Below are 18,061 nucleotides of genomic sequence, written 5' to 3' on the forward strand. Positions count from 1 at the left end.
GGATCTTCAGGAACAAATGGATCAGACGGAAGCAGTGTTTTAAATGGAGCAGGCGTTCCCTTAGCAGGACTTGGAATAGACGGTGATTTTTATATTGATACAACCAATAATACAATTTACGGAGCTAAAACGGCAGGAGCTTGGGGCGCAGCAACGAGCTTAGTAGGAGCCACTGGAGCTACCGGAGCTTCTGGCACGCTTACAGGTGTTATAGCTCCTAATGGAGCGGTTACAGGAGCTGCAGGGCAATTGTATACCAATACTTCTAATGGTAATTTGTACAAAACGGTTGATGGTACTACATGGGTTTTAGTAGATGAAGATGAACAAGATATTTCTTTAAGTGGTAATACAATTAGTATAACAAAATCTAGTTCAACTGTAGATTTAAGTACTTCTACTCTTGCAGGTAATGTAACAACAAATACTACTAATATTAATACGAATACAACTAATATTACAAATTTAAGTAGGTTAAATAATATACGCGTTTTGACTGATTCAGCTGTTACAACTACGATTGATAATACAGATGGGACGGTTATTTTTCAAAATACAAGTCTTATTGCTATAAGTATAGGTGATGTTGAGTTGCCTGTACCATTCTTGGGGAATAAAGGCAATAAGATTACTATAGTGTATAGAGGAGGGCTTTTGAATTTAGGTTTGAATATTGGAGTTGTTGGAGGCGGAAATCAAATAAAAGGATCCCTTTTAAATGCAGTTGGTCTTTCAATTCTAGGAGTTAATTCATCAGTAACTTATCAATGTGGTGAAGATCCAGATACAAACTTTTATTGGTATGTTATTGATGGTGATATATAATAAATAATTAAAATTTATAATTATGAAAAAAACTTATATATTATTAATAATAGCTATTTGTATTATACACAATTTAAATGCTCAATTTGTTAATGAAGGTGATATTTACATCAACCCAAATATAACAGTAAGTATATATGAAGATATAGTAAATAGTAATGGAGCTGAATTAGTGAATAACGGCGATTTATATTTATTTAATAACCTAACAAACAATGGTACAGTTAGTTTTACTACGGCACAAAATACAAGTGTTTTAAACTTTGTAGGAAATCAAGAGCAAACTATTAATGGAAACGGAGTAACTAATTGTTACGATATAGAGTTTAATAATACTTTTGGTTCGTTTGCTTTTTCTTTAGATAAAGAAATTAACATAAATGGGACTTCATTTTTTCAGCAAGGTATTGTACATGAAACTGCACAAGGAGTATTGAATTTTCAAGCCAATGCAGATTATGAAAACTTAGGTAATCAAAGTTATGCAAATAATAAATCTAGAAAAATAGGGAACACAGCTTTTGTGTTTCCTGTGGGAGATTATCAAGCAGATACTTTTATTGTACGACCAGCAGCAATTAGTGCGCCAGCCGATGTTACGGATCAGTTTTTTGTAGCTTTTAATTGGTCGAATTCTGATGTAAATTTTTCGCATAGCAACAAAGAAGATTCTATTGGTTTAATAGATATGAATGAGTTTTGGGAAATTAATAGAGAAGTTGGCAACTCGGATGTTGCGGTTACTTTAACATGGAATGATATTACAACTCCCAATTTTATAAGATCTAAGCCTAATGAAATTATTATTGTTAGATGGGATGGTGTAAAATGGATAAATGAAGGAGGTGAGATTGATATTTTAAATAAAGAAATTACAGCAACGGTAAATGAATTTGGTGTATTTACTTTAGCGAATAAATCAAATAGTGATATTGTACCTGATTTAGATTTTTCTGATTCTTTTTCTCCTGATGGAGATGGTGTTAATGATGTATTTATGATTCCAGGATTAGTAGATGAATATCCTAATTTTAAAATAAAAATATATAATAGGTATGGAAGTATTGTGTATGATTATAAAAATAATGGAAATTTAAATCCTTTATGGTGGAATGGTAAATCTGAAAAAGGAGTTTCAATATCTGGAAATAGTAAAACGGCGCCTGCTGCTACTTATTGGTATATTATTTACTTTAATGATGGTGTAACTAAACCTTATCAAGGTTGGTTGTATCTAAATAAATAAAACATATGAAGAAATATATAACTAATATAATAGTACTTATTTGTTTATCTATAAGTACAAAAAATTTAGCACAACAAGATCCTCAATATACACAGTATATGTACAATATGGCAATGGTTAACCCTGCTTATGCAGGTAGTAATGAGGCCATAAATGTAGGTTTTTTAGCTAGAGCACAATGGGTAGGTGTTAATGGAGCTCCGAAATCTTTTTCAGCTTTTGTTCATAGTCCAATAGGAAACAATCTGGGAGCGGGAGTATCCTTAATTCATGATAAAACGGGGCCAGTTACCGAAACACATGCTTATGCTGATTTCTCTTTTACTATAAAAATGTCTCAAAAATCTAAATTAGCATTTGGTTTAAAAGCGGGCGCTACTTTTCAACAAATAGGATTGTTAAGTTTAACGCAGACCGAAGCCAATGACCCTAAGTTTAGTCAAAATGTAAATAAAACACATCCGAATTTTGGTTTTGGATTATTTTATTACAGAGAAAATTTTTACCTAGGCGCATCTATTCCTAATTTATTAGAGTCTTTACATTTTAAAAAATCAGCAAGAACAATTTCTAGAGCATCTGAAGAAATGCATAGTTTTTTAACAACAGGATACGTATTTAATCTAAAAAATCAATTTAAATTAAAGCCATCTATTTTAGCAAAATATGTAAATCAATCACCACTTTCGTTAGATGTTTCATTGAATGTATTATGGAAAAATAAATTTGAGGTTGGAGTTTCTCATCGTATAGAAGATTCATGGAGTGGTATTCTTAATTTTAGAGTAAACGATAGTTTACGAATTGGATATGCATATGATCATACAATATCTAATCTTAGCGAATTTAATTCAGGTTCGCATGAACTAATACTTCTTTTTGATTTTCAGTTAATTGAGAAAAAATATTTATCACCTAGATACTTTTAAATATGAATTTTATAAATAATAAAAAATATCCTATACTGTTTTTTACTTTATTGTTAACCATAATGGTTAAATCTCAAGACAGAAAATTTGATTCTATTGAGGTAAAAAACCTAGCTATTAATTCTAAATATTCAGATTTTGGAGCTTTAAAATATGATGATAGTACATTATTATTTACAAGTTCTAAAAAAACAAAAAGAAATCAAAAAATTTGGAAAGATAATATGCAGCCTTTTTTAAAAGTTTACACAATTAAGAATAAAGTAAAAGATGTTTACACTAACGAAGAATTATTTAATACTAACAACAAAATACAGCACCATATAAGTTCGGTTTCTTTTAATGCTAATAAAACTATAATGTACTTTACAACCAATAATTTAAGTACATCAACTAGTAAAAAAATAAAGCAATTAATAATATTAAAATTATATAGTGCTAAATTGATAGCAAATAAATGGAGTAATATAAAAGAATTACCTTTTAATTCATCAAAATATTCTACAGGACATCCTTGGCTTAGTAAAGATCAAAAAAAACTATACTTTATATCAGATATGCCTGGTGGTTATGGTTTAACAGATATCTATATGGTTAATATTTTACCAGATGGGTCTTTTTCTCCTGTTAAAAATTTAGGTCCAGAAGTAAATACAAATGGAAAAGAAATGTTTCCTTTTGTAGATGAAAATAATATTTTGTATTATTCCTCAAACGGATTTAAAGAAGGTATTGGGGGGTTAGATATTTATTATACTAATTTGAATAAGGATACCCTTATTGTAAAAAATATAGGTGCTCCAATAAATAGTGAATCTGATGATTTTGCTTTTTATAAAACGAAAGGATTCAATAAAGGTTATTTTTCATCAAATCGGTTAGGGGGTAAGGGAGGTGATGATATTTATTCGTTTAAGGCTTCGGGAGAGAAAAAAACATGCCAAGACTCTATTCAAATTGTATTTAAAGATATTAAAACTTTAGAGCCTTTAAATAATGTTAAAGCATTTTTAAAACCAGATAATGAAAAACTATTAAGAGCTGAAATAACTAAAAGTACAGGTGCTTTTATGTTTGTTAAAAAATGCAATTTAAAAAAGTTTGAACTTTCAGCATTTAAAAAAGGATATTCTGAGCTAAAAAAGGTTTTTAAAACAAGCGAAGGGGAAAGCAAATATGAGTTTTTTCTAGAAAAAGATATTTTATCAGAAAAAATAGTGAAAATTATAGATAATAAATTACAAATAATTGTAGGTAATATTTATTTTGGCTACAATAATTATAAAGTTAGTGAAGATAGTAAGAGTAAGTTAGATAAGTTGGTAGATATAATGTTAAGGTACCCTCAAATAAAAGTTAAAGTTAATTCACATACTGATAGTAGAGGAACGGATTTGTATAATTTGCAACTTTCTAAAAAGAGAGCCTTATCGATTAAGAATTATATTGTAAAAAAAGGTGTGTCAATTAAAAGAGTTTTCTATGAAGGTTACGGGGAAAACGCAATAGAAAACAAATGTTTAAATACTGTTAAATGTACTAGAGAAGAACATTTAATGAACAGGAGAACAAATTTTTTAATAATTAAATAAATTTTAACTGCAATAGAAACAGCAAGAAAGTTTCTATTGCAGTTAAAAAAAAATTATTTTTTACGATACCAATATGAAGTTCTACCAAAGGCAGCAAAACCAAGATAACCACGTACCTTTAATTTATTACTAGTTTCTAGCTGAATATAACACTTATATTCTTTTCCGTTTTTAGGATCTAGTATTTTTCCACCGCTCCATTCATCACCATCTTTTTCTAAACCAGTTAAAATATTCATTCCTAAAATAGGAGTATTTTTACGTTTACCACTACATTCAGTGCACAAAACATCTTGTTTATCTATATCGGTAATTTCTATAATTTTAGCAAAAGCCTTGCCGCCTTTTTCATAAACTTCAATTACCGAATCTACCTTATTGGTTTCTTCATCACGGTTTTCCCATTTACCAAAAATAGTTTGAGCACTTATAGAAGAGCTAATAATTAATAAAAAAATTAAAATAGTGTTTTTCATTTTTATTGTGTTTTTAAGATAATAATTAGTTTTCAAAAATTGTTCCATTTAATCGTACTGAGCATCAAAATTGTTGTTCCATTTTTCTTGAACCTTTAATACTTGTTCTATAATATCGCGAGCACAGCCATCTCCGCCATTTTTATCAGAGATATATTTAGATACTTGTTGAATTTCTCTAGCAGCATCATTAGGGCAACATGGCATTCCAACTAGTTTCATAACCGGATAATCAGGAATATCATCACCCATGTATAACACGTTTTCTGATTTTAAATTATACTTTTCTATAAGTTCGTTAAACTGTTTAACTTTATCATGCGCGCCTAAATAAATATCAGTAATACCTAAGTTAGCTAATCGAGTACGAACTCCTTCATTCTTTCCTCCAGAAATAATACAAACCTTAAAACCTGCTTTTACAGCTGCTTTTAAAGCATATCCATCTTTAATATTCATTTGGCGGACTAATTGTCCGTCAGGAAAAACGGTTACGATTCCGTTTGTTAAAACACCGTCCACGTCAAAAATTAAAGTATCTATTTGAGGTAATATTTCTTTATAGCTTTTTTCCATTATTTTGGATTGATTTTGTAATAAGTTGATACATTTCTTGTTGTTCTTTATTGAGTAATGCTAAATGATTCTGAATCGTTTTTTGATCGTTTCTCTTTGCGGGTCCAGTTTGAGCTTCTTCTGGATTTAAGGAAATGATTTTCTTGGCTGTTTCCTGAATTAAAGGTTGTAAAATTTCAAAAGGAACTTGATGTTCTTTGCAGATATCTTCACCAATTTTATAAAAGTGGTTTGTAAAGTTGTTTACAAAAACAGCGGCTACATGTATTGTTTTACGCTGTTCGGAATTAATAGCGTATATTTTTTTTCCGATAGCCTTGGCAATTGTTTTTAGCGTAGTTAAATCTTCTTCGTTTTCAGCCTCTAGGCAAAACGGAATTTCACTAAAATCAACAGCCTTGTCTTTAGAGAAACTTTGCAATAGGTAAAAAACACCTTTTCTACCTTTGTTTTTTAGTGAGTCTAATGAAGCGCTTCCAGAGGTGTGAACAATTAGGCTATCTTTTTTGTTAATTTTTGATGAAACTTCAGTTATAGCATCATCAGAAACAGCAATGATATAAACATCGGCATCTTTTAATAAGTCTAAGTTATCTGTTACGCTAACTTCTTGCTTTAAAAACGCAATTTGCTCAATATTTCTAGCATACACTTGTACTAAAGAAACTTCTTTAGTTTTATTAAAAGCACTCGCTAAGTGTGTTGCTACATTTCCGCCTCCAATAATGGCAATTCTAATCATAAGTACGAAGATATCGATATTTTATTTCAAAACGAAAATGGATTTAGTAAATTAGCTGCTAAATTTTGTAAAGATGAAAAAAACCGGTGAACTAGGTATAAATACTATATGTACGCATGTAGGAGAAATAAAAGACGAGCAATTTAAAGGAGCCATTTCGCCTATATTCATGTCTACATCTTATGAATTTGATGCGGTAGATGTAAAAAGATATCCACGTTCATTTAATACGCCTAATCAAGAGTATTTATGTAAGAAGATAGCAGCTCTAGAGAAAACAGAAGGAGCTTTAATTTTTGGATCAGGAATGGCAGCAATAAGCACAACAATGCTTGCTTTTTTACAAAAAGGAGATCATGTTATTTTGCAAGAAACATTATACGGCGGTACATATAATTTTGTTGTTGAGGAGTTTGATAAATTCGGAATTGAATATTCATTTACGAGTAGTTTAGATATAGCGGCGTTTAAAAAAGAAGTTAAACCTAATACAAAGGTTATTTTTATTGAAACTCCGTCAAACCCGTTATTAAAAATTGTTGATATAAAAGCAGTGGCTGATTTAGCTAAGAAGCATAATATTATATCAATGATTGATAATACATTTGCATCGCCAATAAACCAAACACCTGCTGATTTTGATATTGATATTATGCTGCATTCGGCAACCAAATATATGGGAGGACATTCTGATATTTTAGCAGGAGCCGTAGCTGCATCAGATAAGCATATTGATAGAATTTGGAATCTTGCCAAAAACTTAGGAGGAAGTTTAAGTGATTTTACAGTTTGGATGTTAGAACGTAGTTTAAAAACGTTAAATTTAAGGGTAAAGCATCAAAGTGAAAATGCTTTAAAAATGGCGACTTATTTAGAGAGTAATAAGCAAGTATCAAAAGTGTATTATCCGGGTTTAAAATCTCATGAAAATCATGAGCTAGCAGTTTCTCAAATGAAATACTACGGAGGGATGCTTTCTTTTGAGTTAAATGAAAATTTAAACGCGATAGATTTTATGAATAAATTACAATTAATAAAGCCATCAATGAGTTTAGCGGGTATTGAAAGCACGATGTTAAGTCCTTCTGAAACTTCTCACTCTTTATTATCATCCGAAGAAAGATCAAATCAAGGAATAAAGGATGGTTTAATTCGTTTTTCAGTAGGTATAGAAGAAACAGAAGATTTAATAGAAGATATAGAGCAAGCTTTAAAATAATAAAATAGATGAAATTAAATATATTGGCGTTCGGAGCGCATCCAGATGATGTTGAATTAGGTTGTGGCGCTACGATTGCGAAAGAAATATCATTAGGTAAAAAAGTAGGTATTGTAGATTTAACTAGGGGAGAACTTGGTACAAGAGGTTCTGCTGATATTAGAGATATAGAAGCTGCAAATTCTGCTGAGATTCTAGGAGTTTCCGTTCGTGAAAATTTAGGCTTTGCTGATGGTTTTTTTATTAATGATAAAGAGCATCAATTGGCAATTATAAAGATGATTCGCAAGTACAAGCCAGATATTGTATTATGCAATGCAATTGATGATAGACATATTGATCATCCGAAAGGAAGTAAAGTTGTTTCAGATGCTTGTTTTTTAAGTGGTTTAATGAAGATTGAAACTGAATTAGATGGTGAGCTACAAGAAAAGTGGCGACCGAAACAAGTGTATCATTACATACAATGGAAAAATATTGAGCCAGATTTTGTAGTTGATGTAACTGGATTTATGGATAAAAAAGAAGCTTCAGTTTTAGCATACAGTTCTCAGTTCTTTGATCCGACAAGTAATGAGCCAGAAACGCCAATAACAAGTAAGAATTTTACGGATAGTATAAATTATAGAGCAAAAGATTTAGGAAGATTAATAGGTGTAGATTATGCAGAAGGTTTTACCTCAGAGCGTTACGTTGCTGTTGAAAATTTAAGTAAATTAATTTAAAAAAAAGTTTTGCAGAAGTTAGAAACTGTTGTATATTTGCACCCGCAAGTTACATGGTGGTTGTAGCTCAGTTGGTTAGAGTATCGGTTTGTGGTACCGAGGGTCGCGGGTTCGAATCCCGTCTTCCACCCAAAAAGTCTTCTCATTTGAGAAGACTTTTTTAATTTACAGCAAAAAAAACTTCTCAATTATTTTTGAGAAGTTTTTCTGATTTTTAACCATTCGTCGTATTTGTCTTTATGTTTAAAGCGTTTGTGTGTCCATAAATAACACTCAGGTTGTTTATTTATATTTCTTTCTGTTATTTCTATAAATTTATCCGTTATTTCAAAATCATTAAAATCTTTAGGAGAATCTGTAATTAATTCAAATTCAGTCTCAAAATACCCTCGTTTAATCTTAGTCGTGTTCATGTTAACGACTATTAAATCGTATTTTTTAGCTAAGATTTCGGCACCAGTATGAACTGGAACTTTTTCATTTAAAAAATGAGACCAATATCTAGTTTTACGTACTTTAGGTGATTGGTCACTAAGTAAAATATAAAGAGTTTGTATCTTTTTTGCTTCTCTGCTACTAATAGTTTTATTAAATTCAATTGTAGGAACTCCTTCGAAACCAAATTTGGTTCTTGAGGCTTTTATCTTTTTTTCGAAATAAGGATTTTGTATTTTAGTATAGGCTCCGTAGCAATTAATATCTAAGAGTTTAGGCATTGCAAAAGCCCATTCCCAATTTGCTTGGTGGGCACCAACTAATGCGATGCTTTTTCCTTGTTTTGTTAATTCGTTTATAAGTTCAGGGTTTTTGTACTTATATCTTTTAAGTATTTCTTTTTCGCTAATAGTAAAAGATTTTATGCTTTCAAAAATTAAATCAACAAAGTGTCTAGTAAATTTTCTTGATAATTTATTTATCTCTTTTCTTTTTTTATTAGGGAAAGCTGTATTTAAATTACCTACAATAGTTTTTTTTCTGTAACCTATAATATGGTATAGAAAAAAAAAGAAAAAGTCAGAAATTAAATATAAGATCCCCATAGGTAATCTTGATAGTAACCATATAAAAGGGTAGGTAATAGCAAAAGTGAAAAACTTCATATTATAAATTTAAAAATGCAAATATCGTATTAAATTATCAATCATTAACTTTATTAACTTTTGATTATTTTTGTGACAATAAATATAAAATATGAGTCAAATTATTTTAATACTAATAGTCGCAAATGTTTTAATCTCTTATAAAGGTTTTAATGATCTTATTTTTTTTGATAGATATAAATTTCAAGTACAAAAAATACTAAGCGGAGAGAAATTACGAATGTTAACATCTGGTTTTTTACATGTAGATTGGATGCATTTGGGGTTTAACATGTATGCTTTGTATCTTTTTGGCAAAGTAGTGGTTGTTAATTTTGGAATTCCTTATTTCTTGTTGATTTACGTTGTTAGTTTGGTTGCAGGAAGTATGTATTCATTATATCAACATAAAAAAGAATTGTATTACAGTGCTGTGGGTGCTTCGGGAGCTGTATCTGGTGTTATTTTTTCATCAATAATGCTGTATCCAGGCATGGAGTTAATCATGTTGCCAATTCCTATTCCTCTACCAGGTTATATTTTTGGTATTGGGTATTTATTGTATTCAATATACGGTATGAAAAATCAATTAGGTAACGTAGGGCACTCTGCGCATTTAGGTGGTGCAATAGGAGGTTATGTATTAACAATATTATTAAAGCCGAGTGTGGTGGGGAATAATACTTTAATGATCGGAATTATCGGGGTGATTATAGTAGGCTTATTTTTGTTTGGAGATAAATTAAAGAAGTAAATAAAAAAAGCCGAAACAAATGTTTCGGCTTTTTGAGCGAAAGACCAGGTTCGAACTGGCGACATTCAGCTTGGAAGGCTGACGCTCTACCAACTGAGCTACTTTCGCATTGGTAAAGATTGTTGCAATTACTTGCTGTGCTTTTAAATAAAAACAAGTTCTATTGTAAAGCGGTTGCAAATATAAAATAGTTTCTAGAATTTACAATGGTTTTTTACATAAAATTAATAAAATTTTTGATCTTCTCTCATAACTTTCACGAAATGAAAACCATAGATATCAAATTTTTCATTATAATAAAATTTATGCGACTTTCTATTGCTTGTATAAGTGTTTAATTCGGCTGCTTCACATCCTTTAGCTTTTGTATATTCGTAAATCAATTCAAAAAAAGCTTTCCTAAATTTTTACCGCGGTATGTTTCATAAATTGAAACATGACCTGGTTCTATACTTTTTTCGAGATAATGACGCATACTATATCAAAGTCCAGAAATACCAATTAATAAATCATTATCAAAAATACCAACACACTCATAGGTGTTATAAGTAGCCATTTCTAACACACGTTCTTTTAAAACATGAGTAGGGGTAGTTTTATTTATCTTTTTTAGTAACGGAAGAATACTTAGTCTATCTTTTTTATCAATAGGTTTAAAGCTGATATTGATTAATAGTTTAAAATTTTATAGAATATAAATAAGAGTTTTGTTTTTTATAATTATATGGTAACTTACTTCTTGTAATTGCAAAGTGCGAAGTCCGTTAATAGTTGTGTATTTAAAATCAAAATCATGAAATTTAAAAAAGTAATAGTAGTAAGTTTATTAGGTGTATTTAGTTTAGGTGTTTTTTCTCAAAAAAAAGAAGTGAAAATTACTTCTGAAAAAATAACAGAAAATATTTATATGTTGCAAGGTCAAGGTGGAAATATCGGGATTTTTGTAGGAAAGGAAGGTGTTTTTATGATTGATGATCAGTTTGCGCCCTTAACAAATAAAATTATCAGTAAAATTAAAGAAATTACAAATAAACCAATAAAATATTTAGTTAACACACATTGGCATGGAGATCATACAGGAGGAAATGAAAATCTAAAAAAAGAAGGCGTTTTAATATTTTCGCAGGAAAATGTTAGGAAAAGAATGAGTATTGATCAAGTTATAAACGGAAAAAACAAAAAAGCAGTACCAAAAGAAGCATTACCTGTAATAACCTTTTCTAAAGATATGATGTTTCATATAGATGATGAAGAGATTTTAGTATCTCATGTTCATAACGCACATACCGATGGGGATTCTCATGTATACTTTTTGAATAGTAATGTAATACATATGGGAGATACTTATTTTCAAGGAAAATTTCCTTTTATCGACATAGAAACGGGTGGAAGTATTGATGGTTATATAGCGTCTATAAATAAGGTTTTGATGCTTGCAGATGATAAAACAAAAATTATTCCTGGGCATAGAAGTGTTTCTAGTAAAAAAGAGTTAAAAATTTATAAAAGCATGTTGGTTACCTTAAGAAATCGTGTGCAAAAAGCGGTAAATGAAGGAAAATCGTTTGATGAAGTATCTAACGATAATAATATTACCAAAGAGTATAAGGAGGAATACGGAGCGTGGTTTATCTCTGCTAAAAAAATTAGAGAAACTATTTATAAGAGTTTAAAAGAGAAGAAATGATTAATATTAAAGAAATAAAAGCAGAAGAAACATATGAAATTAGATTAGCTATTTTGCGAAATGAAATTGATTTACCTTATAAATTTAAAGAAGACTTTGATGAGAGTACTTTTCATTTGGGCGCCTATTATAAAAATGAGTTAGTGGGAGTTGCTACTTTTATTCAGAATAAAATGAATGGTTTTGAAGAAAATCAATATCAATTAAGAGGAATGGCAACAATCTTAAAAGTAAGAGGTAAAGGTTGTGGAAAAAAGATAATTAATGAAGTGAAAAATATTTTAAGAAAAAAAAATACACTTGTTTTATGGTGTAATGCTCGAAAAGAGGCAGTTTGTTTTTATGAAAAGCAATCTTTTAGTAAAATAGGAGCAGCGTTTAATGTTGATAAAGTAGGTGTGCATTTTAAAATGTTTACTAAAATTTAGGTAAAAAAAAACTCAAACCGTTAAGTTTGAGTTTAGTAGCGAGAAGCAGATTTTATAATACCTCTTTTTGTAAATATTTAGCACTGATATTCAATTGGTTACAGTTTTTATTTTTATGAAATCGATATCCTAATGGTGAGTTTTTGACACGCGTAAACCTCAAAAAAAACCTTTAAAATTAAAGGTTACAGGATATTTAGTTTTACTTTTTTATTGAAAAATCACATAGTTTATTATTTAAATCTACAGTTAAAACTCCTAATAATTTCAAGTATTATCAGTAAGCTATCACGAAAGTATCACTTTTTTATCATTTGCGACAAACGTCCACAATTTTAATTATTCCAAACATATATATTTGTGAAAATTAATTGAAGAAGAATGAAATTATTTTTAGTAGATGATCATCCAGTAGTTATAGAAGGCTATAAGGCAATGATGAATGCTGAAGGGATTAATGTTGTTGGTTCCTCCACTAACGGACTTGGTTTAATTGATTGGTTAGATAATAATTATTGTGATGTTTTGTTGTTAGATATTTCAATGCCGTATTATAATGGATTTGATGTTTTAAAACACCTAAAAAAAACAAAAAGCTCTATAAAAACAATAATGGTAACAAGTTATTGTGATTCAGAATCTATTGGCACATCAATTGAATTAGGAGCTAAAGGCTATATTTTAAAAGAAGAGGCTGGCTTTTGTATTACAGAGGCAGTAAAAGCGGTATATAATGGTAAAACTTACTTTTCTGAAGTCGTTAGAGATACTGTTATAGATATGAAATTAGAAAACCCGAATCAATTATTAATTACTGATGTGCTTTCTAAAAAAGAAACAGAAGTTTTAAAGTTTTTAGTTGAAGGTTTTGATCAGGACCATATTTGTGAAGAAATGGAAATAAAAGCTACAACATTTAGAAGTTACACTGAAAGATTGCGAAGAAATTTAGGAGTTAAAACAAACATACAGCTTGCTTTATTAGCTGTAAAACATAAAACCGAATTATTCTTAAAGAGGTAAAATTTAGACATATTAATTGCTAATATTTTAATTGTATTTTTAAAGCTTAATTTTTAAAGATATATAGGATATGAAAAATTTAGTTAGAGTAGTAGCATTAGTGTTTTTTTTAGGTTTTATCTCTTGTACAGATAACGATAAACTAGTACCAGAAAATGAAAAACAAGAGTTACACTCAATCACCAAAGACGGAGATACGCACGTTGGAGGCGACGATGAAGAAGAAGGGAACAACGACCTTTAAAGAATATTTTGTTTACATAGTTATTGTACTATGTGCAGTATCTTTTTATACACATCAGTTTATTGATAAGCGGAGTGAAGGTTATGATATTGCCTTAAATTTGCATAAATCTGCAAAAAATGAAAGAACAAAAATAAATAAAGAGATAATTAAAAACTCAGAAGGAACTGAATTATTTAACCAGTTTCAAGCTCAAGACAAAAAAACTAATTTGTTATGGGATGATTTTATGAAAGTGAAAAAAAATGAAAAAATTTTTGGATTTAAATCGTTAAGGTATTTTGTTGAACGATTTGGTTTAATATTTTGTTTTTTCATATACGCTTTATATAACTTGATTAAGTCTATTTATAATAACAAAGAAAACCCTGGTCATAAATTCACTCATGTATTTATTTTATCGGTTTGCTTTTTCTATTTTTTTTGGATCTTCCAGCAGTTCCAAGATTTTAGCAAATTTGCATATATATTTATGACATTACTTTCTGCATGTTTAGTTTTCATTGCGTTGTATTTTTTATTTAAAGATAAAAAGACAAAAGAGGAACGGTTAAAGACTAACTTAATGGAAGTAGCTGAATTTACCTTTAAAAATACTAAACCCGAAAAAAGAGAAGAAATGCTTGATTTAATTAAGCAGATTGCTAAAAACAAATAAGCTAACCCAGCTGGTACTTAAATTCCTTTATACACTTTTAATACTATACGATGTATTCGTATAAGATTACTATTACCTAAAATTAAGATGGATTTAAAAAAGTTGATTGAAATTAATAAAGAAATTAATAAAATAGAACAGAACCCAGCGCTAAATGACTTTGAAAAATATTACGAGCTACTTACCTTAAAAAATGAATTAGAAGAGTTAAAAGCAAAAAAAAATACCCAGAAAAAATCAGGGTACAATTTATTATTTGGGTTGAATTAAGTTTTAATTTTTATTTTTAATTGCATTCTCTAATTTCTCTGAAACCAGCTCTAAAAACTCATGTTTAAGTGTTGTAAAATTGTTACTAAGATTCTCTACTTTGGTATCTATAGAAGACAACTTAATGTTTTGGTATTTAGCTCCTTCAGTAGTAAGCAACATTTCTCCTTCATTATAAACCAACCAATCCATATTTAAATCCGTGCAGGTTTTTTTTATAGCAGGTAAGAAATCAACATTAAAACCACCATCACTTTTTAAAAAACTATCTGAAGCATTGATTAGTTTGTGAAGCTTTCTTTGCGAATACCCTTTATGTATTGTGTATTCTCGCAATCGTTGTTTAATTTCTGAGGTTTTAGAAGCCATTCACTTATTCTTTATCTTTAATAATTCTCTTTACTTTTTTATCTATTTATTAGTAACCATATACTAAACTATATTATTTTGAAGGGTTTGTCTATAGGCTCATCCGAATTCATTTCTAAGTTAATTATAAAATTGTTCCAAAAGTATTCACCTTTTTGAGTGAATTTATATGTATAATTTCCATTAACGAAATTATCTATACCTACTATATCATGTGCAATATATTTTTCTTTAACAATACTGTTTGTATGTCTTGGGAATTCTTGAATTTCTCTAATAGAAATACCTATATCTTGGAAATACTTATATATTGGAGAAGTTATAAATTCGATATAATCTGCTTTATATTTTTCAGCTTCTGATTGATTTTTTTTTTCTTTTAAGGTATTTAGATCATCTTTTATTTTCAGTGAAAGGTTTTTATGACTAATAATATTATTATTATTATTATTATTATCTGAACCTATTATATTGTCATCCAGAGCTCTGTTGTTAATTTCTAAAAATTCTTTTAATTGCTCTTCAAGATTAGACACTTCTTTTTGATATATAAGTTTAGATTTTCTCTCTTCTTCAATTTTTTTTATTAACGTTTCTTTTTCTTCTTCAAGTATTTTGTAATCACTTTTTAAAACTATACTACTCTTATTCGTTACCTTAGAAACTATTGGAGTAATAATGTTTTTGTAAAAGTCAGAAATTAATTTACTTAAAGCTAGGAGTATATATGTTGCTATTAATACACCAAACGTTATAGCAATACATTCTAAAAGGTTTAGTATAAATACGCTGGGATATAAGTAGTCATTTATAAAGGATACTTTATTATTTAAAGTTTTGTGGGATTCAAAATTAAAAATGGTGTAAACGAACTCCCAGTTATGTATAATCCAAACAATTATTAAAGCACCGAAAAATGGATTTGTTGATTTTTGTTTTATATTTTCTTTAACAGATAGAAAAACTTCTTTTAATTGCATATTCTAAATTTCTTTTTTCTTAATAGCTTGCACTAACTTTTCTTCAATCAATTCTAAAAACTCCCTTTTAAACGTTTTAAAATCTTTATCAAGGTTATCAACTTTTGTGTTAACGGCGAATAATGAAAGCTCGAAAAGCTTTTTTTCTTTCTCAGATTTAGTAGGGTTTTTATCTAATAATGTTTTTTCTTCAGGTGAAACAATCATTTCTCCTTCATCAAAAAGTAACCAATCGATGTTTAGATCTGGACAAATATTCCTTATTAGGATTAATTTATCCGCTCCTACTGCTCCGTTTCCTTTCAAAAAACCATCCGAAAGGTTAGCTTCTGTAGTAAATTTTCTTTTGGAAATCCCTTTAAAAACGAGGTATTGACGTATTTTTTCCTTTATGGTCATAAAAATAATGGATATATTTTCCTTTTAATGGATATATTTGTCTTATGTTTGTGTCACTAAACTATCACTAAAGTATCATAAAACTTTAGATAAAAAAATAGGGGGTTTATATGATTTCAAAAGGAGACAAAAACAGAATTATAAAGTTAATAGGAACTCGTTATGTGAGTGATGTTAAAAAGCATTTACGAGCAAACAAAAATTTTAATAGAAACGGCAATGAGCATTCAGCAAGTATGATAACTAATGTTATGAATGGTAAACCACATGAAGTTATTGAAGCAGCTATTTATGAAGTAGCAATCGAGAAAAAAGCTGCTAAAGATGCACGAAAAGCATTATTAAAACAATAAAAACAAATTACTGGCGAGTAAACAACCACGTGTTTCATAGTAAATTTTCTTCTCCGTTTTGGGGAACGGAGAAGTTTTAAAAAAACCATATAAGATGCAAGAACAATTATTAATGAAATTCAAGTTGCCTTTGATTGAAGACTTACATATAGTAAGCGCTATTTGTTCAATAGGTTATAGGGAAACCGGAAACAAGTTCAGTGTGAATTTTAATGGCTCTAAAGGCTATTTATCTAATATTGAAATTACATGTGAGGGATTTCAGACAGACAGAAATAATGTTATTTGGGTTGATAACCAAAGAACGCAAAAAGGAAAATTAAGAAGTAAAATGGTACATGTTTATCATAGTGATAAAAATGGCGTTAGAATCTCTATTTAAATATATCAAGAATGCAAAAACTTATAGATAGCCATAACGAATTACTAACCATAGTACAGGCATATGCCGCGGTTAATGATAGCGATTTGTCTAAATCAGTTTATTTAAAAAATAAAATAACAAATGCCATAAGTACTGGTATAAAAACAAAAAAATCCGCAGCTGTAACTACGGACTCTTAATTTTTTTTATTAATCACTAAATCTTACACCAATGATTAACAGTAGCAAATTTACAACATTTAACCAATTACCACAAATTGCAGGCGTAATGCCAAACGATAACAATATAGAGTTTGTTGGCGTACGAAAAACAAAACAAGTATTGTGGATTCAGAACGGATCTACCAGATACTTCACCGATTTACCTGTTCGTTTTTTCGAATTATTAAAAGAAGCTTATTTAGCAGATGCTAAAGCTATCGAGTTCTTATCAGCAATTACCAATAAGCTACACCATCAAATAGAATTATACACTTACTATATGTATGGCGAATTAGATTGTACTCCAGATATTGAAAATGGGAAACTTGCTTCTTCAGAAAATTTTAGAGATCAACAAAATTGCCCTTCTCTTTTATGGAATTCTAAAAACATAAATATTAACGAGCATATTTTAACGCCTCGTCAATTAATAATTATCGATTTAATTGGTAACAACGAACCAGATAAAGCAATTGCTTCTTTCTTAAATATATCGCAGAAAACTTTCGACTTTCATAAAGCCAAACTTTTTAAAGCTGTGGGAGCAGAAAGTAAGATGGACCTTCTTAAACTATCATTAAAACACAAAATTATAGCCTAATGAATACAGAACAACTATTAAATTATTTACAAAGAATATACGATCAGAAGGCTGTTTTAATTAAAAAGAAAGACACGCCCGAATACAACGAAGAGCAGTACAATAGCTTAATGACTTTTTACAATGGAAAAATCGAAGAACTTAGAGCCCGCGCACAAAAAGAAAATCCAGAAAGATTACTACAGTTCGACACAGATAGAGCAAATGAGAGTGAACTTACAGATGGAGTTGTGCTTATCTCAAAAGGGACAATTGTATAATGTTATTCCTATAGACATAAGGAGAAAGGCAGATAGGTATT

24 protein-coding genes, 2 tRNA genes and 1 pseudogene are annotated in these 18,061 nt (G+C 29.3%); 19 read left to right on the top strand and 8 right to left on the bottom strand.

What is annotated here, in order from left to right:
* The 4 genes and pseudogenes from AC28QF_RS12995 to AC28QF_RS13010 form a co-directional block, all read left to right on the top strand.
* Window positions 1–825, top strand: a pseudogene (locus AC28QF_RS12995) (hypothetical protein); the annotation flags it as partial.
* A gap of 22 nt (window positions 826–847) precedes the next feature.
* Complete coding sequence (locus tag AC28QF_RS13000; protein ID WP_488202341.1) at window positions 848–2,071, top strand: T9SS type B sorting domain-containing protein; 1,224 nt, start codon at window positions 848–850, stop codon at window positions 2,069–2,071.
* 5 nt (window positions 2,072–2,076) lie between these two features.
* On the top strand, window positions 2,077–3,000 hold the full coding sequence (locus AC28QF_RS13005; RefSeq protein ID WP_488202340.1) for a PorP/SprF family type IX secretion system membrane protein: 924 nt from the start codon (window positions 2,077–2,079) through the stop codon (window positions 2,998–3,000).
* A gap of 2 nt (window positions 3,001–3,002) precedes the next feature.
* Entirely contained in the window at window positions 3,003–4,592 is a 1,590-nt protein-coding gene (locus tag AC28QF_RS13010) for an OmpA family protein (RefSeq protein WP_488202339.1), read from the top strand.
* A 53-nt stretch (window positions 4,593–4,645) separates the two neighbouring features.
* On the opposite strand, the gene AC28QF_RS13015 is transcribed toward AC28QF_RS13010, so the two are convergent.
* The 3 genes from AC28QF_RS13015 to AC28QF_RS13025 are packed head-to-tail and all read right to left on the bottom strand — an operon-like array spanning window position 4,646 to window position 6,386.
* Window positions 4,646–5,068: a DUF2147 domain-containing protein gene (locus tag AC28QF_RS13015; RefSeq protein WP_488202338.1), complete on the bottom strand. Its 423-nt coding sequence runs from the start codon at window positions 5,066–5,068 to the stop codon at window positions 4,646–4,648.
* Window positions 5,069–5,116: 48 nt separating this feature from the next.
* Window positions 5,117–5,644, bottom strand: coding sequence for a KdsC family phosphatase (locus tag AC28QF_RS13020; protein ID WP_488202337.1), 528 nt, complete (start codon window positions 5,642–5,644; stop codon window positions 5,117–5,119).
* Entirely contained in the window at window positions 5,628–6,386 is a 759-nt protein-coding gene (locus AC28QF_RS13025) for a Rossmann-like and DUF2520 domain-containing protein (RefSeq protein ID WP_488202336.1), read from the bottom strand. The genes AC28QF_RS13020 and AC28QF_RS13025 overlap by 17 nt, the downstream gene beginning before the upstream one ends.
* Window positions 6,387–6,459: 73 nt before the next feature.
* Between AC28QF_RS13025 and AC28QF_RS13030 the strand changes: the two genes are divergently transcribed.
* From AC28QF_RS13030 to AC28QF_RS13040, 3 genes are all read left to right on the top strand, one after another.
* The gene (locus tag AC28QF_RS13030; protein ID WP_488202335.1) at window positions 6,460–7,605 is read left to right on the top strand and encodes a trans-sulfuration enzyme family protein; all 1,146 of its coding nucleotides are present in this window, start codon (window positions 6,460–6,462) and stop codon (window positions 7,603–7,605) included.
* Between the two features lie 8 nt (window positions 7,606–7,613).
* Complete coding sequence (bshB1, locus tag AC28QF_RS13035; protein ID WP_488202334.1) at window positions 7,614–8,330, top strand: bacillithiol biosynthesis deacetylase BshB1; 717 nt, start codon at window positions 7,614–7,616, stop codon at window positions 8,328–8,330.
* Between the two features lie 55 nt (window positions 8,331–8,385).
* Window positions 8,386–8,461, top strand: a tRNA-His gene (locus AC28QF_RS13040).
* 57 nt (window positions 8,462–8,518) lie between these two features.
* Here the strand turns inward: AC28QF_RS13040 and AC28QF_RS13045 are convergent.
* A complete protein-coding gene (locus tag AC28QF_RS13045) occupies window positions 8,519–9,430 on the bottom strand; it encodes a lysophospholipid acyltransferase family protein (protein ID WP_488202333.1) in 912 nt (303 codons plus the stop codon).
* 91 nt (window positions 9,431–9,521) lie between these two features.
* On the opposite strand from AC28QF_RS13045, the gene AC28QF_RS13050 reads away from it, so the two are divergent.
* Window positions 9,522–10,163 (top strand): rhomboid family intramembrane serine protease, encoded by a 642-nt coding sequence (locus AC28QF_RS13050; RefSeq protein ID WP_488202332.1) that lies wholly within the window; start codon window positions 9,522–9,524, stop codon window positions 10,161–10,163.
* Window positions 10,164–10,198: 35 nt separating this feature from the next.
* Here AC28QF_RS13050 and AC28QF_RS13055 read toward each other — a convergent pair.
* A tRNA-Gly gene (locus AC28QF_RS13055) sits at window positions 10,199–10,271 on the bottom strand.
* Between the two features lie 685 nt (window positions 10,272–10,956).
* Between AC28QF_RS13055 and AC28QF_RS13060 the strand changes: the two genes are divergently transcribed.
* The 6 genes from AC28QF_RS13060 (at window position 10,957) to AC28QF_RS13085 (ending at window position 14,473) form a co-directional block, all read left to right on the top strand.
* Window positions 10,957–11,850 carry an MBL fold metallo-hydrolase gene (locus tag AC28QF_RS13060; RefSeq protein ID WP_488202331.1) on the top strand — a complete coding sequence of 298 codons (894 nt, stop codon included), beginning with the start codon at window positions 10,957–10,959 and terminating at the stop codon, window positions 11,848–11,850.
* Window positions 11,847–12,278 (top strand): GNAT family N-acetyltransferase, encoded by a 432-nt coding sequence (locus tag AC28QF_RS13065; protein ID WP_488202330.1) that lies wholly within the window; start codon window positions 11,847–11,849, stop codon window positions 12,276–12,278. The genes AC28QF_RS13060 and AC28QF_RS13065 overlap by 4 nt, the downstream gene beginning before the upstream one ends.
* Before the next feature lie 381 nt (window positions 12,279–12,659).
* Complete coding sequence (locus tag AC28QF_RS13070; RefSeq protein ID WP_488202329.1) at window positions 12,660–13,301, top strand: response regulator; 642 nt, start codon at window positions 12,660–12,662, stop codon at window positions 13,299–13,301.
* Window positions 13,302–13,371: 70 nt separating this feature from the next.
* A complete protein-coding gene (locus AC28QF_RS13075) occupies window positions 13,372–13,545 on the top strand; it encodes a hypothetical protein (protein ID WP_488202328.1) in 174 nt (57 codons plus the stop codon).
* Complete coding sequence (locus AC28QF_RS13080; protein ID WP_488202327.1) at window positions 13,517–14,203, top strand: hypothetical protein; 687 nt, start codon at window positions 13,517–13,519, stop codon at window positions 14,201–14,203. Before AC28QF_RS13075 ends, AC28QF_RS13080 begins: the two co-directional genes overlap by 29 nt.
* 87 nt (window positions 14,204–14,290) lie before the next feature.
* Complete coding sequence (locus AC28QF_RS13085) at window positions 14,291–14,473, top strand: hypothetical protein (protein ID WP_488202326.1); 183 nt, start codon at window positions 14,291–14,293, stop codon at window positions 14,471–14,473.
* A gap of 3 nt (window positions 14,474–14,476) precedes the next feature.
* On the opposite strand, the gene AC28QF_RS13090 is transcribed toward AC28QF_RS13085, so the two are convergent.
* From AC28QF_RS13090 to AC28QF_RS13100, 3 genes are all read right to left on the bottom strand, one after another.
* Window positions 14,477–14,842 (bottom strand): hypothetical protein, encoded by a 366-nt coding sequence (locus AC28QF_RS13090; protein WP_488202325.1) that lies wholly within the window; start codon window positions 14,840–14,842, stop codon window positions 14,477–14,479.
* Window positions 14,843–14,910: 68 nt separating this feature from the next.
* Window positions 14,911–15,822, bottom strand: a complete 912-nt coding sequence (locus AC28QF_RS13095; RefSeq protein WP_488202324.1) for a hypothetical protein — start codon at window positions 15,820–15,822, stop codon at window positions 14,911–14,913.
* A 3-nt stretch (window positions 15,823–15,825) separates the two neighbouring features.
* Complete coding sequence (locus AC28QF_RS13100) at window positions 15,826–16,221, bottom strand: hypothetical protein (protein WP_488202323.1); 396 nt, start codon at window positions 16,219–16,221, stop codon at window positions 15,826–15,828.
* 110 nt (window positions 16,222–16,331) lie between these two features.
* Between AC28QF_RS13100 and AC28QF_RS13105 the strand changes: the two genes are divergently transcribed.
* From AC28QF_RS13105 to AC28QF_RS13125, 5 genes are read left to right on the top strand one after another with little or no spacing between them, the layout of a single operon-like run.
* A complete protein-coding gene (locus tag AC28QF_RS13105) occupies window positions 16,332–16,574 on the top strand; it encodes a hypothetical protein (protein ID WP_488202322.1) in 243 nt (80 codons plus the stop codon).
* Window positions 16,575–16,632: 58 nt separating this feature from the next.
* Window positions 16,633–16,956, top strand: coding sequence for a hypothetical protein (locus AC28QF_RS13110; protein ID WP_488202321.1), 324 nt, complete (start codon window positions 16,633–16,635; stop codon window positions 16,954–16,956).
* A gap of 11 nt (window positions 16,957–16,967) precedes the next feature.
* Window positions 16,968–17,138: a hypothetical protein gene (locus AC28QF_RS13115; protein WP_488202320.1), complete on the top strand. Its 171-nt coding sequence runs from the start codon at window positions 16,968–16,970 to the stop codon at window positions 17,136–17,138.
* Between the two features lie 31 nt (window positions 17,139–17,169).
* The gene (locus tag AC28QF_RS13120) at window positions 17,170–17,760 is read left to right on the top strand and encodes a helix-turn-helix transcriptional regulator (RefSeq protein ID WP_488202319.1); all 591 of its coding nucleotides are present in this window, start codon (window positions 17,170–17,172) and stop codon (window positions 17,758–17,760) included.
* Window positions 17,760–18,020 carry a hypothetical protein gene (locus AC28QF_RS13125; protein WP_488202318.1) on the top strand — a complete coding sequence of 87 codons (261 nt, stop codon included), beginning with the start codon at window positions 17,760–17,762 and terminating at the stop codon, window positions 18,018–18,020. Before AC28QF_RS13120 ends, AC28QF_RS13125 begins: the two co-directional genes overlap by 1 nt.
* The last annotated feature ends 41 nt before the right edge of the window (window positions 18,021–18,061 follow it).

The sequence above is a fragment of the Tenacibaculum sp. M1.3A genome, from assembly GCF_057732375.1.

Excerpts from the sequence above, each read along its gene's own strand:
- AC28QF_RS13000 (WP_488202341.1), top strand. The coding sequence starts at position 848 with ATGAAAAAAACTTATATATTATTAATAATAGCTATTTGTATTATACAC.
- AC28QF_RS13005 (WP_488202340.1), top strand. The coding sequence starts at position 2,077 with ATGAAGAAATATATAACTAATATAATAGTACTTATTTGTTTATCTATA.
- AC28QF_RS13010 (WP_488202339.1), top strand. The coding sequence starts at position 3,003 with ATGAATTTTATAAATAATAAAAAATATCCTATACTGTTTTTTACTTTA.
- AC28QF_RS13015 (WP_488202338.1), bottom strand. The coding sequence starts at position 5,068 with ATGAAAAACACTATTTTAATTTTTTTATTAATTATTAGCTCTTCTATA.
- AC28QF_RS13020 (WP_488202337.1), bottom strand. The coding sequence starts at position 5,644 with ATGGAAAAAAGCTATAAAGAAATATTACCTCAAATAGATACTTTAATT.
- AC28QF_RS13025 (WP_488202336.1), bottom strand. The coding sequence starts at position 6,386 with ATGATTAGAATTGCCATTATTGGAGGCGGAAATGTAGCAACACACTTA.
- AC28QF_RS13030 (WP_488202335.1), top strand. The coding sequence starts at position 6,460 with ATGAAAAAAACCGGTGAACTAGGTATAAATACTATATGTACGCATGTA.
- bshB1 (WP_488202334.1), top strand. The coding sequence starts at position 7,614 with ATGAAATTAAATATATTGGCGTTCGGAGCGCATCCAGATGATGTTGAA.
- AC28QF_RS13045 (WP_488202333.1), bottom strand. The coding sequence starts at position 9,430 with ATGAAGTTTTTCACTTTTGCTATTACCTACCCTTTTATATGGTTACTA.
- AC28QF_RS13050 (WP_488202332.1), top strand. The coding sequence starts at position 9,522 with ATGAGTCAAATTATTTTAATACTAATAGTCGCAAATGTTTTAATCTCT.
- AC28QF_RS13060 (WP_488202331.1), top strand. The coding sequence starts at position 10,957 with ATGAAATTTAAAAAAGTAATAGTAGTAAGTTTATTAGGTGTATTTAGT.
- AC28QF_RS13065 (WP_488202330.1), top strand. The coding sequence starts at position 11,847 with ATGATTAATATTAAAGAAATAAAAGCAGAAGAAACATATGAAATTAGA.
- AC28QF_RS13070 (WP_488202329.1), top strand. The coding sequence starts at position 12,660 with ATGAAATTATTTTTAGTAGATGATCATCCAGTAGTTATAGAAGGCTAT.
- AC28QF_RS13075 (WP_488202328.1), top strand. The coding sequence starts at position 13,372 with ATGAAAAATTTAGTTAGAGTAGTAGCATTAGTGTTTTTTTTAGGTTTT.
- AC28QF_RS13080 (WP_488202327.1), top strand. The coding sequence starts at position 13,517 with ATGAAGAAGAAGGGAACAACGACCTTTAAAGAATATTTTGTTTACATA.
- AC28QF_RS13085 (WP_488202326.1), top strand. The coding sequence starts at position 14,291 with ATGGATTTAAAAAAGTTGATTGAAATTAATAAAGAAATTAATAAAATA.
- AC28QF_RS13090 (WP_488202325.1), bottom strand. The coding sequence starts at position 14,842 with ATGGCTTCTAAAACCTCAGAAATTAAACAACGATTGCGAGAATACACA.
- AC28QF_RS13095 (WP_488202324.1), bottom strand. The coding sequence starts at position 15,822 with ATGCAATTAAAAGAAGTTTTTCTATCTGTTAAAGAAAATATAAAACAA.
- AC28QF_RS13100 (WP_488202323.1), bottom strand. The coding sequence starts at position 16,221 with ATGACCATAAAGGAAAAAATACGTCAATACCTCGTTTTTAAAGGGATT.
- AC28QF_RS13105 (WP_488202322.1), top strand. The coding sequence starts at position 16,332 with ATGATTTCAAAAGGAGACAAAAACAGAATTATAAAGTTAATAGGAACT.
- AC28QF_RS13115 (WP_488202320.1), top strand. The coding sequence starts at position 16,968 with ATGCAAAAACTTATAGATAGCCATAACGAATTACTAACCATAGTACAG.
- AC28QF_RS13120 (WP_488202319.1), top strand. The coding sequence starts at position 17,170 with ATGATTAACAGTAGCAAATTTACAACATTTAACCAATTACCACAAATT.
- AC28QF_RS13125 (WP_488202318.1), top strand. The coding sequence starts at position 17,760 with ATGAATACAGAACAACTATTAAATTATTTACAAAGAATATACGATCAG.